Annotated in this window: 16 protein-coding genes; 12 read left to right on the top strand and 4 right to left on the bottom strand. The window is 63.2% G+C overall.

What is annotated here, in order from left to right; genetic code table 11:
* The first annotated feature begins 121 nt into the window (after positions 1-121).
* From tpiA to VIL88_RS07965, 5 genes are all read left to right on the top strand, one after another.
* A complete protein-coding gene (gene tpiA, locus VIL88_RS07985; RefSeq protein ID WP_331987577.1) occupies positions 122-877 on the top strand; it encodes a triose-phosphate isomerase in 756 nt (251 codons plus the stop codon).
* A gap of 110 nt (positions 878-987) precedes the next feature.
* Positions 988-1,488, top strand: a complete 501-nt coding sequence (secG, locus tag VIL88_RS07980) for a preprotein translocase subunit SecG (RefSeq protein WP_331987576.1) — start codon at positions 988-990, stop codon at positions 1,486-1,488.
* 111 nt (positions 1,489-1,599) lie between these two features.
* Positions 1,600-3,228, top strand: coding sequence for a CTP synthase (locus VIL88_RS07975; protein ID WP_331987574.1), 1,629 nt, complete (start codon positions 1,600-1,602; stop codon positions 3,226-3,228).
* A 2-nt stretch (positions 3,229-3,230) separates the two neighbouring features.
* Positions 3,231-3,407, top strand: a complete 177-nt coding sequence (locus tag VIL88_RS07970) for a DUF4169 family protein (protein ID WP_331987572.1) — start codon at positions 3,231-3,233, stop codon at positions 3,405-3,407.
* A gap of 22 nt (positions 3,408-3,429) precedes the next feature.
* Positions 3,430-4,500, top strand: coding sequence for a Gfo/Idh/MocA family oxidoreductase (locus VIL88_RS07965; protein ID WP_331987570.1), 1,071 nt, complete (start codon positions 3,430-3,432; stop codon positions 4,498-4,500).
* Between the two features lie 24 nt (positions 4,501-4,524).
* Here VIL88_RS07965 and VIL88_RS07960 read toward each other — a convergent pair whose 3' ends face one another.
* Positions 4,525-5,529: a serine hydrolase gene (locus VIL88_RS07960; RefSeq protein ID WP_331987568.1), complete on the bottom strand. Its 1,005-nt coding sequence runs from the start codon at positions 5,527-5,529 to the stop codon at positions 4,525-4,527.
* A gap of 72 nt (positions 5,530-5,601) precedes the next feature.
* Positions 5,602-6,033, bottom strand: coding sequence for a VOC family protein (locus VIL88_RS07955; RefSeq protein ID WP_331987566.1), 432 nt, complete (start codon positions 6,031-6,033; stop codon positions 5,602-5,604).
* A gap of 172 nt (positions 6,034-6,205) precedes the next feature.
* Here VIL88_RS07955 and eno point away from each other — a divergent pair, with 172 nt between their 5' ends.
* Positions 6,206-7,483 (top strand): phosphopyruvate hydratase, encoded by a 1,278-nt coding sequence (gene eno / locus VIL88_RS07950; protein WP_331987564.1) that lies wholly within the window; start codon positions 6,206-6,208, stop codon positions 7,481-7,483.
* 5 nt (positions 7,484-7,488) lie between these two features.
* On the top strand, positions 7,489-8,466 hold the full coding sequence (locus tag VIL88_RS07945; RefSeq protein WP_331987562.1) for an NAD(P)-dependent alcohol dehydrogenase: 978 nt from the start codon (positions 7,489-7,491) through the stop codon (positions 8,464-8,466).
* On the opposite strand, the gene VIL88_RS07940 is transcribed toward VIL88_RS07945, so the two are convergent.
* Positions 8,463-9,719, bottom strand: a complete 1,257-nt coding sequence (locus VIL88_RS07940) for a cytochrome P450 (RefSeq protein WP_331987560.1) — start codon at positions 9,717-9,719, stop codon at positions 8,463-8,465. The genes VIL88_RS07945 and VIL88_RS07940 overlap by 4 nt on opposite strands.
* 149 nt (positions 9,720-9,868) lie before the next feature.
* Here VIL88_RS07940 and VIL88_RS07935 point away from each other — a divergent pair, with 149 nt between their 5' ends.
* From VIL88_RS07935 to clpX, 4 genes are all read left to right on the top strand, one after another.
* Positions 9,869-10,270 carry a YciI family protein gene (locus VIL88_RS07935; RefSeq protein WP_331987558.1) on the top strand — a complete coding sequence of 134 codons (402 nt, stop codon included), beginning with the start codon at positions 9,869-9,871 and terminating at the stop codon, positions 10,268-10,270.
* Between the two features lie 110 nt (positions 10,271-10,380).
* Positions 10,381-10,611, top strand: coding sequence for a hypothetical protein (locus VIL88_RS07930; protein ID WP_331987556.1), 231 nt, complete (start codon positions 10,381-10,383; stop codon positions 10,609-10,611).
* A gap of 233 nt (positions 10,612-10,844) precedes the next feature.
* Positions 10,845-11,474, top strand: coding sequence for an ATP-dependent Clp protease proteolytic subunit (locus VIL88_RS07925; RefSeq protein WP_300281960.1), 630 nt, complete (start codon positions 10,845-10,847; stop codon positions 11,472-11,474).
* A 171-nt stretch (positions 11,475-11,645) separates the two neighbouring features.
* A complete protein-coding gene (gene clpX / locus VIL88_RS07920; RefSeq protein WP_331987552.1) occupies positions 11,646-12,923 on the top strand; it encodes an ATP-dependent Clp protease ATP-binding subunit ClpX in 1,278 nt (425 codons plus the stop codon).
* Between the two features lie 250 nt (positions 12,924-13,173).
* Here the strand turns inward: clpX and VIL88_RS07915 are convergent, their stop codons facing one another.
* A complete protein-coding gene (locus tag VIL88_RS07915) occupies positions 13,174-14,256 on the bottom strand; it encodes a citrate synthase/methylcitrate synthase (protein WP_331987550.1) in 1,083 nt (360 codons plus the stop codon).
* A 78-nt stretch (positions 14,257-14,334) separates the two neighbouring features.
* Between VIL88_RS07915 and VIL88_RS07910 the strand changes: the two genes are divergently transcribed.
* Positions 14,335-15,441, top strand: a complete 1,107-nt coding sequence (locus tag VIL88_RS07910; protein WP_331987632.1) for a citrate synthase — start codon at positions 14,335-14,337, stop codon at positions 15,439-15,441.
* Positions 15,442-15,462 lie beyond the last annotated feature (21 nt).

The following is a 15,462-nucleotide window of genomic DNA, read 5'->3' as shown; positions in this document are numbered from 1 at the left end:
GAGACGTTCCGTTGGGCAACACCAGGCTTTACCGCGCTTGCGGGAGGGCACTAGTAATCCATATTGACAGCCGGGGTTAGGGCAAACCTGCCCACGGTGCAAGAGGCAGTAGGAGCAAACAGTGACAACGACAATCACGCCGCTTATCGCAGGGAACTGGAAAATGAACGGCCTGCGCGGCTCCCTGGAGGAGCTGACCGAGCTTGCAGGCATGCTCACCACCGGCGAAGCCCCGCGTGCTGTTGTGGTCGTCTGCCCGCCTGCCACCATTCTGCACATGATTGCGTCCAATGGTGCCACGAGCGGTATCCTGGCGGGCGGGCAGGATTGCCACGCCGCCGCGTCGGGCGCCCATACCGGCGACGTCAGTGCCTCCATGCTGGCAGATGCCGGCGCGCAATATGTCATTGTCGGTCACTCGGAGCGCCGTGCCGACCATGGCGAAACCGACGAGCAGGTTCGCGCCAAGGCGGAAGCTGCCATCGGCGCTGGTCTCAAGCCGATCATCTGCGTCGGTGAGACTGAAGCCGAGCGTGACGCGGGCAGGGCAGAGGCCGTGGTCGCCGGGCAGCTTGCCGGCTCCATTCCCGATGCTGCCGAGCAGCACGAAGTGATCGTGGCCTATGAACCCATCTGGGCCATCGGCACTGGCAGGACCCCCAGCAACGAGGACATCGGGCAGATGCACAATTCCATCCGCCGCCAGCTGATCGAGCGGTTCGGCGACAAGGGCGCCACCATGCGCATCCTCTATGGCGGCTCGCTCAAGCCGCAGAATGCCCGCGAGATCTTGCAGGTCGAAAACGTCAATGGCGGTCTGGTCGGCGGCGCAAGCCTCTTGGCAAAGGACTTCTACACCATTATCTCGGCCGTCTAGAGCATTGCACATGCTGTGTGGCCGGTCGGAATCTCCGCCCGGCCTCTGGCATTTGCCTTGGGACGCGTGTAAGACGCGCCAACTTTGTTAGACCAATTGACTGAGACAGAATGGCAAACGTCCTGATTGTGGCCTATTTGCTGATCGTCCTGGCGCTGATTGCAGTGATCCTGCTGCAGCGTTCCGAGGGCGGCGCACTGGGCATTGGTGGCGGTGGCGGCGGCGGCTTCATGACCGCACGCGGTTCCGCAAACCTCCTGACCCGCACGACGGCCATCCTGGCGACCTTGTTCTTCGCGACCGCTATCGGGCTGACTATCCTGTCCGAACTCGACCGCACCACTTCAGGCATCCTGGAGCGCGCCTCGGCAACCGAAGACGGTGCTGCGCCTACCAGCGTGCTTGACGCGCTCAATTCGCTGCAGGGCGGCACGACGACCGACCTTCCGGTTCCCGCTTCCGATCCGGCGGCTCCCGCCGGCACCGATCCGGTGACCGAAGACGTTGCGCCTGCACCGGCAGAGCCTGCGGCTGCGGCGCCCGAAGCCGCCAGCGAGCTGCCTGTGCCGGCCGCTCCGGCTGAAACGCCCGCCGCTCCGGCGACCAACTAAGCGCCGCAAGGCGAACCGAAGAGGGGGATGGAAACATCCCCTTCTTTTCTTTTGTGTAGAGCGTCTTGCCCGCTCTACGAATCGACGCTGATGTGATTAAGGTGAACGCCCATGGCTCGGTACGTATTCATCACCGGAGGCGTGGTCTCCTCATTGGGTAAAGGTCTTGCATCGGCGGCGCTCGGCGCCGTGCTGCAAGCGCGCGGCTACAAGGTGCGCCTGCGCAAGCTCGACCCCTATCTCAACATCGATCCGGGCACGATGTCGCCCACCCAGCACGGCGAAGTGTTTGTCACCGACGACGGGGCGGAAACCGACCTCGATCTGGGTCACTACGAGCGCTTCACCGGCCGTGCCGCGACCAAGCGCGACAACATCACCACCGGCCGGATCTATTCCGACATTCTCGCCAAGGAACGCCGCGGCGAATATCTGGGCGCCACCGTCCAGGTCATCCCCCACGTCACCGACGCGATCAAGAACTTCGTGGTCGAGGGCAACGAGGAGTTCGACTTCGTCCTGGTCGAAATCGGCGGCACCGTCGGCGACATCGAGGGCCTGCCCTTCTTCGAGGCCATCCGCCAGCTGGGTAACGACCTGCCGCGCGGCGACACCTGCTACCTGCATCTAACGCTGATGCCCTATATTCCGTCTGCCGGTGAGCTCAAGACCAAGCCCACCCAGCACTCGGTCAAGGAACTGCGCTCGATCGGCATCGCGCCAGACGTGCTGCTCGTCCGTTGCGACCGCCCAATTCCGGAAGGCGAGAAGAAAAAGCTCTCGCTGTTCTGCAACGTGCGTGAAAGCGCCGTCATCCAGGGCCTCGACGTCGGCTCGATCTATGACGTGCCGCTCGCCTATCACAAGGAAGGGCTGGATCGCGAAATCCTCGCGGCCTTCGGCATCAAGGACGCGCCCGAGCCCGATCTCTCGGCTTGGGAAGACGTGTCCACCCGCCTCCACAATCCGGAGGGCGAGGTCAACATCGCCATCGTGGGCAAGTATACCGGCCTCAAGGATGCCTACAAGTCGCTCTCGGAAGCCCTGACCCATGGCGGCATTGCCAACAAGGTCAAGGTCAACCTCCAGTGGATCGACTCGGAAGTGTTCGAGCGCGACGATCCGGCGCCGTACCTGGAACACGTGCACGGCATTCTGGTGCCCGGCGGCTTCGGCGAACGCGGGGCGCAGGGCAAGATCGAGGCGGCGCGCTTTGCCCGCGTCAAGGACGTGCCCTATTTCGGCATCTGCTTTGGCATGCAGATGGCCTGCGTTGAGGCGGCCCGCAACACCGCCGGCATCAAGAATGCCTCGTCCACCGAATTCGGCCCGACCAAGGACCCGATCGTGGGCATGATGACCGAGTGGGTCAAGGGCAACGAGACCGAGACCCGCGCTAAGGAAGGCGACCTGGGCGGCACGCTCCGGCTTGGCGCCTATCCGGCCCAGCTGACCCGCGGCTCGCGCGTGGCCGACATTTACGGCTCGACCCGCATCAGCGAGCGCCATCGTCACCGCTACGAAGTGAACATGGATTACCGCAAGCTCCTCGAAAAGAACGGCCTCCTGTTCTCGGGCGTCTCGCCCGACGGCAAGCTGCCCGAAATCGTCGAGCGCACCGACCATCCGTGGTTCATCGGCGTCCAGTTCCATCCCGAACTCAAGAGCAAGCCGTTCGAACCGCATCCGCTGTTCACCAGCTTCATCGCCGCCGCGATGGAGCAGAGCCGGCTGGTCTAGCCGTGGCGGAGGTCGTCAATCTCCGCACTGCCCGCAAGCAGAAGGCCCGCGCCGCCAGGGAGGCGCAGGCCGAGCAAAACCGCACGCTGTTCGGCCGGACCAAGGCCGAAAAGCAGCAGAGCCGCGCCGAGACCGAACTGGCCGCCCGTCGGCTCGAAAGCCACAAGCGCGAAGACTAACCTCCCAATCAAGGATGCGATGATGCGACTTCTTCTTCTGGGCACCGGCGGAATGGCCAGGTTGCACGTCAAGGGATTCCGCGAGGTCGAGGGCGTCGAGATCGTTGCGGCCGTCGATACCGATCCCAACCGGCTGAACGAGTTCTTGCAGACGCATGACATTCCACGGGGCTTCGCCTCGCTCGATGCAGCGCTGGCTTGGGGCGAGTTCGACGCCGTATCCAATATCACACCCGACAGCGTGCACTATCCCACCACCATGGCGATCCTGAAGGCCGGCAAGCCGGTCTTTTGCGAAAAGCCGCTGGCCACCGACTATGCCAAGGCCAACGAAATGGCCGAGACGGCCGAGGCCGCGGGCCTCGCCAACATGGTCAATCTCACCTATCGCAACGTAGCGGCTCTGCAGGCCGCCCACCGCTTGGTGGCCGAAGGGCAGATCGGCGCTGTAAGGCATTTCGAAGCCAGCTACCTCCAGAGCTGGCTGGTGTCGGACGCGTGGGGCGATTGGCGCACCACGCCAACCTGGCTGTGGCGCCTCTCGCGCAAGCACGGCTCCAACGGCGTGCTGGGCGATATCGGCATCCACATTCTCGACTTCGCCAACTATGTGGTGGGAAGCGAATATACCGACGTGTTCTTCCGCCTGCAGACCTTCCCGAAGGCCGAGAACAACCGGATCGGCGAATACGAGCTCGATGCCAATGACAGCTTCGTCATGACGGCCGAGATGGCCAATGGCGTCATCGGCGTGGTTCATGCCAGCCGCTGGGCAACCGGGCACTTCAACGACCTACGCCTGCGCATCTATGGTGACAAGGGCGCGCTGGAAGTGACCGACCTTAACCACACGCCCAGGCTCATGGCCTGTCTGGGCGAGGATACGCGGAACGCGACCTGGCGCGAGATGGAGGTCGATCCGGTGCCGACCAACTACCGGCGCTTCGTGGAATCGGTGCGCGACAGCGAACATCGGGAGCCATCCTTCCGCCACGCCGCAAATCTCCAGAAGATCCTCGATCTCGCCACCATCACGGACCGAGACCGCACCGAACACGTGGCCGGCCTGAAGCCGGAAATTCCGGAAGACTGAGAAAGAGGGAGCCGGCAGGCCCCCTTAGCTTTTCCCGTCGCGCACCTCGGCAATGATCTCGCCCAGGAGGTCGTGCAGGGCCTCGCGATGGCCGGTGCTGGCCGAAGGGGAACTTGCGTCCGAGGTCATCACCACGGTCAGGTCTAGCTCGGGCACGATATAGAGCATCTGCCCGCCATAGCCCCAGGCATAGCGCACGTCTTCGCCTTCGACGTTGCGCAGGAACCAGCCATAGCCATAGCCGTCATTGTTGAAGCGCGAGTTGGTGCGCCGGGTCCAGGATTGCTCGATCCAGCTTTCGGGCAGCAGCCGTGCGCCGTCGGCAGTCAACCCGCCGCTGCGGTAGACTTCCCCAAAGGCGAGCAGGGACCGCGGGCTCATCGCCATCTCGTTGCCGCCCAGATAGATGCCTTGCGGATCCCGTTCCCATCCGGCGATGGAAAAGCCTTCGATCGGCTCCAGCCAGTCGCGCGCCAGTGCCAGCGTGCTTTCCCCCGTCGCTTCCGTGAGAATGGCCGACAGCAGATGCGTCGATCCTGTCGAATAAAGCATGCTCCCGCCGGGATTGTTCTGGAAGGGCTGGCTGAGCGCACTCCGAACCCAGTTGTCGCTGGCCACCCAGCGGCCGTAGTTCGGCCCCGAGGTCGGCTCCAGGCCCGCCTGCATGGAAAGCAGATTGCCGATGGTGACTTCGCCGAGGCGCGGGTCCGGATCCGCTGGGAAATCGTCCGCCAGGAAATCGGCAATCGGCTGGTCGACCCCCTCCAGCACACCCTTTTCTATTGCCAAGCCCGCGAGAGCCGAAATCACGGTCTTGGACGCCGACTTGATATTGGTAGGCTCGTCCGGCGAGTGACCGCGATAGCCTTGCTCGGCCACCGTCTCGCCGTCCACTGACACGATCACGGTCTCCAGCGGCTCCAGGGCGCTGGCCCGCTCCAGCAGATCGGGCAGAGCAGAAGGTGCTTGCGCGAACGCGGGGTGGACAAGAATGACGAAGGTGGTGGCGAGGGGCAGGAAGCATTTCATGCCTTAGCCGTCCTTGGCAGTTGCGGCCAAATCAAGGACATGGCCGCAACTCCAGGCTCGGTAACGCAGAGCTTACCAGTCGATCTGGCAGACGGCACCCGGTGCGGCAAATTGCAGGCTGTCGCCGGTATACTGGAAGATCTCGAGCTTGACGCCATTGGGGTCCGTTACCCAGGCCTGCCACGTGCCGTCCACGCCTAGCTTCTTGTCGGTGATCGCCACGCCCTGCTGCTTTATGTGTGCCACAAGTCCGTCGAGGTCCTCCGTCTCAAGGCAGATGTGGTTGATCTGGTTGCTCTCGCTGAAGCTCGTCTCCGCCTTGCGGAACACTTCGATAAAGGTCCGGCCTCCGAGATCCAGGTAGAAACCGACCCAGTCTTCACCCCGCTGGAAGTCGAAGGCTTTGCCGATGCCGAGGACGTCGCGATAGAAGCGCTCGGTGGTGTCCAGATCATGCGCGAAGATGCAGGCATGCGCGACTTGCTTGATGAATGGGCTCGGCATTGGGTCCTCCAGAATCCTTGTTGGTCTTGCTTTCAAGCTAGGCGCCAAAGCTCTTCAATCCAACAGCATTGCTGCGCTCGGCCTTTTTTTGCCGTTCCCCCTTCCGCTTGTCACAAGGCGCGTCTAGGAGTGTCCGCAGCATCGACAGAACTTTGTTGGGAAGGGCGCTCTTATGTCTTCAATCATCCACGTTTCCGGCCGTCAGATCTATGACAGCCGCGGCAATCCCACTGTGGAAGTTGATGTCGTCCTGGATGACGGGAGCTTCGGGCGCGCCGCCGTGCCCTCCGGTGCCTCCACCGGTGCGCACGAGGCAGTCGAGCTGCGCGACGGCGGCAAGAAGTACAATGGCAAGGGCGTGACCCAGGCGGTCGAAAACGTCAACTCGGCCATCGCCGACGAGATCCAGGGTATGGATGCCCTCGACCAGCTAGCCGTCGACCAGGCCATGATCGCGCTGGACGGCACACCCAACAAGTCGCGCCTGGGCGCCAATGCCATCCTCGGCGTTTCGCTTGCCGTGGCCAAGGCCGCCGCCGAGTCGAGCCAGCTGCCCTTCTACCGCTATATCGGCGGCCCGAACGCCCATGTGCTGCCCGTGCCGATGATGAACATCATCAATGGTGGCGAACATGCCGATAATCCGATCGACATGCAGGAATTCATGATCCTGCCCGCTGGCGCCGAAAACCTCGCTGACGCCGTCCGCATCGGTTCGGAAATTTTCCATACGCTCAAGAAGGGCCTCTCGGCCGACGGCCACAACACCAATGTTGGCGACGAGGGCGGTTTTGCCCCCAACCTGGCATCGGCCGACGAAGCGCTGGGCTTCATCATGCGCTCGATCGAGAAGGCCGGTTACCGCCCGGGCGAGGACATCTTCCTCGGCCTCGATTGCGCCGCCACCGAATACTACAAGGGCGGCAAGTACGAGATGAAGGGCGAGGGCAAGTCGCTCTCCTCCGAAGAAAACGTCCGCTTCCTCGCCGATCTCGCCGCCCGCTACCCGATCATCACGATCGAAGACGGCATGGGCGAAGACGACTGGGAGGGCTGGAAGGCCCTGACCGACGCCATCGGCGACAAGGTGCAGCTGGTGGGCGATGACCTCTTCGTCACCAACACGGCGCGCCTCGTTTCGGGCATCAAGATGGGCGTTGCCAATTCCATCCTGGTCAAGGTCAACCAGATCGGCTCGCTGAGCGAAACGCTGAACGCCGTCGATACTGCGCACCGCGCCGGCTACACCTCCGTGATGTCGCACCGTTCGGGCGAGACAGAGGACTCGACCATTGCCGACCTCGCCGTCGCGCTCAACTGCGGCCAGATCAAAACTGGTTCGCTCAGCCGCTCCGATCGCCTCGCCAAATACAACCAGCTGATCCGCATCGAGGAACAGCTCGGCTCCTCGGCCAAGTATGCCGGCTACTCGGTGGTCAAGGGCCGCTAAGTGCCATGACCACCATGCGGGCTCTCGTCATCGAACGATACGGCCCGCCTGAAGACGTTTTGCGGCTGGGGCAGGTGCCCCGGCCGCAGCCAAAATCGGGCGAAGTCCTGGTTCGCATGCACGCCGCAGCAGTCAATTCCTGGGACTGGGACTCGGTTACCGGTACGCCGATGGGCCGCATCACTGGTCCTTTCAAGCCACCCTTCAACATTCTTGGTGCCGACATCGCCGGCACTGTAGAAGCCCTGGGGCAGGGCGTGACGACGCTTAAACCAGGCGACAGCGTGTTCGGGGACCTCTCCGGCGGCAAATGGGGCGGGTTTGCCGATTACGTTTGCGCTCCGGCAAGCGTCCTCGCCCCTATCCCGCCTGGCCTGCCCTTCATCGACGCCTCAGCCATCCCGCAAGCCGGCAGCCTCGTCCTTCAGGCGCTGCGCAAGTTTCCACATTTGGGATCCGGCCATACCGTCGTCTTCAACGGTGCTGGCGGCGGCGTGGGCACCTTCGGCATCCAGCTTGCCAAAGCCAGAGGAGCGACGGTCATTGCCGTCGATCGCGAGGAAAAGCGCGACGCTCTCCTGGCTCTCGGCGCAGATGGTTTCATCGACTACCGGTCGGAAGATTTCAGCATTGCGTGCGAGCGCTACGACCTGATCATCGACGTCGTCGCCAATCGTCCGCCAAAGCACTACCGACGCTGCCTCAAACCCGGCGGCCGCCTTGTTGTCATCGGCGGTACGATACCGGGTATCATCGGCATTCTTCTGGCGTCGCCCTTCAGTCGCAGCAGGACCCTGAGCATTCTGCCTTATCGAGTGTCAGCGGAAGACAACCTGATGCTCGCATCCATGGTCCGCCCCGTCATCGACAGCACTTTTCCTCTGGAAGAGGGCGCCAGGGCTCTCCGCCGTCTCGGTGACGGTCGTGCAATCGGCAAGGTGGTGGTTACGATGACGGAGAGTTCAAAGGCGCCTCACCGTTAGCGCCACTCGACCATCAGCTTCTTGAGCCCATGAAAGTGGTAGACGTTGTTGTACTGCGGCGGTTCGGCCAGCCGCAGCCGGGGCAGGCGCCGGAACAGCTCTCCCATCGCCACCTGCAGTTCGATCCGCGCCAGTGGCGCCCCGATGCAGAAGTGGATGCCGGCACCAAAGCTCACATTGGCGCCGTCCGTCCGGAATGGATCGAAGCTGTGAGCCTGGGTGAAGCGCTTCGGATCGCGATTGGCAGCGCCGAGCATCAGGCCGATGACGTCGCCCTTGCGCAGCGCGATGCCGTCATAGTCGAGGTCACTCAGCGCATAGCGGGTGAACATGTGCAGCGGCGCATCGAAGCGCAGGCACTCTTCCACCGTTGCTTCCGTCTGCTCGGGCGTGGAGAAAAGCGTAACCGGATCGATATCGCTTTCGAGGATCGACTTGACGCCATTGCCGGTGGTGTGGACCGTCGCCTCGTGGCCCGCATTGAGCAGAAGGATCGCGGTCGACATCACCTCCTCGTCGCTCAGCACGTCACCGTCGCGGTCCGAGGTCAGCATATGGCTGAGCAGGTCCTCGGTCGGCTTGCGCCGCCGCTCGCGAATAGCGTCACCGACAAAGTCCATGAACTCCTGCGATGCAGCGTTGGCGTCCAGTTCGGTTTCGTGGCTGAGCCCGAACATGTACATTGCCACCATCCGGTTGGACCATGCCAGCAGCTGCGGAGCGCTCTCCGCCGGCAGGCCGATCATTTCGGCGATGATGATCGCCGGAATGGGCGCGGCAAAGGCCTTGATCAGGTCGACACTGGCTTCGCCCTCGAAGCTGTCGATCATCTCGTTGGCCAGCTTGATGATCCGGGGGCGCAACTGCTCGACATGCCGCGACACGAAGGCGCGGTTCACCAGCGTGCGCAAACGGGTATGCGCCGGCGGCTCAAGATTGAGCAGCGAGTGCTTTTCCGTCAGGTCGAAGGCGGCTGTATGCGCCTTCGGCTCTTCCATGCCCAGTTCCTCGCGCGTGGCCACATGAAGGATTTCACGGCCAAAGCGCTTGTCGCGGAGCAGGGCGCTCACATCCTTGAAACCGGCAAAGCACCAGTGGCCATACTGCTCCCAGAAGAAGGTGGGATTGTCGGAATGGAGGTGGTCATAAAAGGCGTAAGGGTTCTGGTAGAATGCCGGATCTCGCGGTTCCGCGCTGGCGCGGCGGTGCTGGGGAACGTCCGTGATCGGCTTGATCTGCGTGATGGCGGCCATGGTTTCTCGGTTGCTGGGTTTGAGGCCAGCATAGGCACTGGAGGAGGCGCTGCAATCCTTCTGGCGGGATGGGAAGAAAAAGCTGCACAAGTTAGTCGAGCCTGATGACAGGTGCTCGTCGCAACCTTGTCCAACCAGGGAGTTCGACCATGAAGTTTCTTTGCCTTTTCCATTTCACCCCCGATGCCTTCGACGGCGTGACGCCCGAAGAGATGCGCCGGATCGACGACGCCACGATCGAGCATGACCATAAGCTCAGGACCAGCGGTCACCTCCTGCTGGCCTCGCCGCTGGAGGATGTTTCGACCGAGGTCACCATCGACCGCCGCCCTGTCAGGCTATCGACGGTCGACGGACCCTTTGCAGAGACGAAGGAGGTGGTCGGCGGCGTGGTGCTGGTCGAGGCTCGGGACGCCCACGAGGCGAGGGCGCTCTTTGACGATGATCCCATCGCTCCCTTTTGCCGCATCCAGATCCGGCCGCTGCGCGAGACGCACCGGCACAGTGTCACGGGCGAGGCTCGTCCGGACTTCGTGCCGCCAAACACCTGAGTGTGCCGGGGCGGCTCTGGCCGCCCCATTGGTTTTTTGGCGTGAAAAGCCTTGGCAAGCTCGCTGCAATGATGTCTTGAAGGCAAAAACGCGACGAAGGAACAGCGCACGTGAGCGACATCACCGTTTCTGCAGCGATCGACGCCATCTACGCCTCGATCAAGAACAACAATGAAGACCTCGACCTCCACATTGCCGCGCTCAAGGCTGCCATGGCGCGCGAGGGGATCAAGGAAGCCATTTTCGAGCCGGCAAAGCTTGCGCAATCCAACCGTCAGGGCCGCAAGATCATGCAGTCCTACTTCAAGAAGAAGGGCGTGACGGTGGGCTTCTCGGCCTGAGGCCCGTAGGCTGTCATTCACCCTTTCGTCACAAGGCGCGACACCGCTATTGAAGCCTGCCGCAATGCCGCCTATCTGTCGGTTTACCCGCTCTTAAGGCGGCATGGCTGCAATCAACAGCGGTCGATTCGATATTTGCACGATCCCCGGACCACCGGCATCCAGCCCGGCAAGGATCGTGTTCCACACATGCCGGCCAGGTCCCATTCACAGGCACGGTAAAGGGGCTCTACATGCGGGATCCGCACGATATCTACATGAACACGCTCGTTCCGATGGTGGTCGAGCAGTCCAACCGTGGCGAGCGCGCCTTCGACATCTATTCGCGCCTCCTGCGCGAGCGCATCATCTTCGTGACCGGCGTGGTCGAGGACAACATGGCCTCGCTGATCGTGGCGCAGCTTTTGTTCCTCGAATCGGAAAATCCGAAAAAGGAAATCGCGCTCTACATCAACTCGCCCGGTGGCGTCGTGACCGCTGGCCTTTCCATCTACGACACCATGCAGTTCATCCGTCCGGCCGTCGCCACCATGGTGATGGGGCAGGCGGCCTCCATGGGTTCGCTGCTGCTCGCGGCCGGTGAAGCGGGCATGCGCACTTCGCTGCCCAACTCGCGCATCATGGTCCACCAGCCTTCCGGCGGCTACCAGGGTCAGGTCACCGACATCCTGATTCACGCCAAGGAAGTCGAGGGCTTGAAGCGCCGGCTTAATCAGATCTATGAGAAGCACACCGGCCGCACCTACGAGGAAATCGAGCGTGCTCTCGAGCGCGACAACTTCCTCTCGCCCGAGGAGGCCAAGACCTTCGGCATCATCGACAGCGTCATGGAAAAGCGCGCCGTGCCGGACGTCCAGGCCTGATTGACCGACGTTAACGACATTGCCGATGCGCCGTGGACTGTGATCCAGACGCAATTGCACACAGCCGGATCGGTCTTTAGGATCGGTTCGGCTTAGACTTTCTTTAGGCTCGAGCGTTACCGTTCCGATAACGCTTGGTTTTGGGGGCGCTCTGCCCCCGGGAGTGACTGGATGTCCAAAGAGACAACAAACGGCGAAACCTCGAAGAACACGCTTTACTGCTCGTTCTGCGGGAAATCCCAGCATGAGGTTCGCAAGCTGATCGCCGGTCCGACCGTGTTCATCTGCGATGAATGCGTCGAGCTGTGCATGGACATCATCCGCGAAGAGAACAAGACCTCCATGGTCAAGTCCTCCGATGGCGTGCCGACCCCTGCCGAGATCTGCAAGGTGCTCGACGACTACGTCATCGGCCAGTTCCGCGCCAAGCGCGTGCTGTCCGTGGCTGTCCACAACCACTACAAGCGCCTGCACCACTCGACCAAGAACCAGGATATCGAACTTTCCAAGTCCAACATCCTGCTGATCGGTCCCACCGGTTCGGGCAAGACCCTGCTGGCCCAGACCCTGGCCCGCATTCTTGACGTGCCCTTCACCATGGCCGACGCCACCACGCTGACCGAGGCCGGCTATGTCGGCGAGGACGTGGAAAACATCATCCTCAAGCTGCTGCAGGCCGCCGACTACAATGTCGAAAAGGCCCAGCGCGGCATCGTCTATATCGACGAAGTCGACAAGATCTCCCGCAAGTCCGACAATCCCTCCATCACCCGCGACGTGTCGGGCGAGGGCGTGCAGCAGGCTCTGCTCAAGATCATGGAAGGCACGGTGGCCTCGGTTCCGCCCCAGGGTGGCCGCAAGCATCCCCAGCAGGAATTCCTGCAGGTGGATACGACCAATATCCTCTTCATCTGCGGCGGCGCTTTCGCGGGCCTGGAAAAGATCATCTCGGCGCGCGGCGAAGGCTCTGGCATCGGCTTCTCGGCCACGGTCAAGGACCCGCAGGACCGTCGCGTCGGCGACCTGCTCAAGGACGTGGCCCCCGAAGACCTGGTCAAGTTCGGCCTCATCCCCGAATTCATCGGCCGCCTGCCGGTTCTCGCCACGCTGGAAGATCTCGACATTCCGGCGCTGATCGAGATCCTGACCGCGCCCAAGAACGCTCTCGTCCGCCAGTACCAGCGCCTGTTCCAGATGGAAGAGGTTGAACTGACCTTCCACGAAGACGCCCTCAAGGCGATTGCGGAGAAGGCGATCGAGCGCAAGACCGGCGCTCGCGGCCTCCGCTCCATCATGGAAGCCATCCTCCTTGACACCATGTACGATCTCCCGTCGCTCGAAGGCGTCGAGGAAGTGGTGATCTCGGAAGAAGTGGTGAAGGGCAAGGACGTCCGTCCGCTCTACATCTACTCCGAACGCAAAAAGGACGAAGCGCCCGCAACGGCGTAGGACGATCTGGATAGAACTGAAAACGCCGGGCCATGTGCCCGGCGTTTTTACTTGTGGCCTGTGCCGCTCGCCTCTACCTTCCCTCTCGCTTCCACCAGGCGTCTCGCTTCCACCAGCCCTCTCACCTCCACCGGGCGTCACCCTCGGGCCTGACCCGAGGGCTCTTCACTTATAGACCTTAGGAAAAGTACAGCCCCCTCGGGTCAAGCCCGAGGGTGACGATCCCGCACGAAACCGAGCCTCTTAATATTTACGCCGCCACCCGCGGCACCGGCCCCACATAGACCGACTTCGGCCGGATCAGCCGCCCACCCAGCGCCTGCTCGCGTGCATGCGCCACCCAACCAGTGACCCGTCCCATGGCAAAGACGCAGGTGAAGGCGTCGCGCGGGAAACCAAGCGCCTCCAGCAGAAGCGCCGTATAGAACTCGACGTTGGTTTCCAGCGCCCGGTCGGGCTTGCGGCGCTTTAGGAGGTCGAGCGCTGCGTGTTCCACCGCCTCGGCCAGCGCCAGGCGCTCGGGCGCAATCGCTCCGCCGCCAGCCAGGAGGCGCACCGCGCCCTTGAGCGCGTCGGCGCGTGGGTCGCGAACCCGGTAGACCCGGTGCCCGAAGCCCATCAGCCGTGCACCGTCGCCCACTGCCTGTTCCAGCCACGCAGGCGCCGCCTCCGGCCTTCCCACGGCGTCCAGCATGTCCAGCACCGGTCCCGGTGCACCGCCATGCAGGGGCCCCTTGAGCGCAGAAAACGCGGCGAGCACGGAAGAGCTCAGCCCCGCCTGCGTCGAGGCCACTACCCGTGCGGCAAAGGTGGAGGCGTTGAGCCCATGATCGACAACTGTCACCAGGTAGCGGTTGAGTGCGCTGGTCCGTTCCTTGCCGGGGCAGGCGCCATGCAGCATGCGCAGCGCGTCCTCGGCATGGCCAAGCGCGGCGTCGGGCTCCACCGGTGCCAGGCCCTGCCGCAGCCGCAGCAAGGCGGCGGTGAACACTGCGGGCGCGGCAATCAAATGCAAAGCCGTCGCAGTGTCGCTGCCATCCTGGAGCCGCGCCAGCAACGCGCCCAGCGCATCGACGGGCAACAATGCCAACACGTCCCGGTCGGCAGCGGCGACATGCCGGAACACTTCTGCCCGCGCCTTGCCGAGGGCCGCCGGGAGATCGGCGGGCAGGGGCAGGAAGCCTTCCAGCAACAGCGCCACGACGTCTTCGTAACTCTGCGTTGCCACCAGATCGTCCAGTGAAGTGCCGCGGATGATCAGGCGGCCACGGGCGCCGTCGACATCCGACAGCACCGTTTCGGCAGCAACAACGTCGTCAAGACCAGAACTCATGCGGTCCTCCTGTGAATGGTCTCGGGGAGGGTAGGCGTGCTAGCGTTGACGTCAATCTTGACCGATTGGATCAATGTCATGGACTGGCTGACGGCATCGGAGGCGCTGGCCTTGTTGGGAACACAGCCGCAGACCCTCTATGCCAATGTCAGCCGCGGCCGCATCAAGGCCAGGCCCGATCCACTGGATAGTCGCCGCAGCCTCTATCGCGGCGATGACGTGCGGCGCCTGGCGCAACGCACCGCCGGTCGGCGCAAGCAGGAAACCGTCGCCGTCCAGGCCATGCAGTGGGGCGAACCCGTTCTGCCTACCAGCATCTCCACCGTCCGGGATGGGCGGCTGCTGTATCGCGGTGAAGATGCCTGCTGCCTGGCTGACCAGGCAAAGCTGGAGGAGGTGGCAGAGCTGCTCTGGCAAGCCCCCATCCAGTTCTCCGCTCTGGAGGGGCCGGCCCAGGGCTTGCCAGGCGCCTTCTTGGCGCTGGCGGAGCAGGCAGGGCACGACGTCGCCTCGGCGCGATCAGGCTCCGCAGCCGAGGCAAGCCTCGTTCTCTCGATCATAGCCCATCATCTCGCCGGCGGAAGCGTCAGCTTTCCGTTACACATCCGGTTGAGCCGCCACTGGCAAGCGCCTGCCGCGGCTGACATTATTCGTCGTGCCTTGGTCCTCCTGGCCGACCATGAGCTCAACAGTTCCACCTTCGCCGCACGCGTTGCCGTCTCCACCGGCGCCTCGCTTTGGGCAGGCACGCTGGCGGCCCTGGCAACGCTGCGCAGCCCCCGCCACGGCCTGGCATCGCGCCACGTGGCAGCCCTGGCCGAAGACGTCGGAAGTGCCGCCGATCCTGAAGCCGCACTGCGGGAGTGGCTGGGCGAAGGGCGCGCTGTCCCTGGGGTCGGGCACCCGCTTTACCCCGACGGCGACGTCCGCTGTCAGGCGCTCCTGCAAAGCTTCGAGGCGCCGTTTGACTATTTGCGCTTTGCCGACGCGGCAACGGAAGTGACTGGCGATGCCCCGAATATCGACTTCGCCCTCGCCGCCATGCGCGCGCGGTTTTCCCTCCCGGCCGATGCCGGCATTATTCTCTTTGCGCTCGCCCGCTCCGTTGGCTGGCAGGCCCATATGCTGGAGCAGGTGGCCAGCGGTAAGCAGATCCGCCCCCGCGCCCGCTACACCGGCCCGTGATACGCTAGGTCGTCGCCGCGC

This window comes from Devosia sp. (assembly GCF_036563435.1).
Classification (GTDB): Bacteria; Pseudomonadota; Alphaproteobacteria; order Rhizobiales; family Devosiaceae; genus Devosia.
This window is presented reverse-complemented; position numbering and strand designations above follow the sequence as displayed.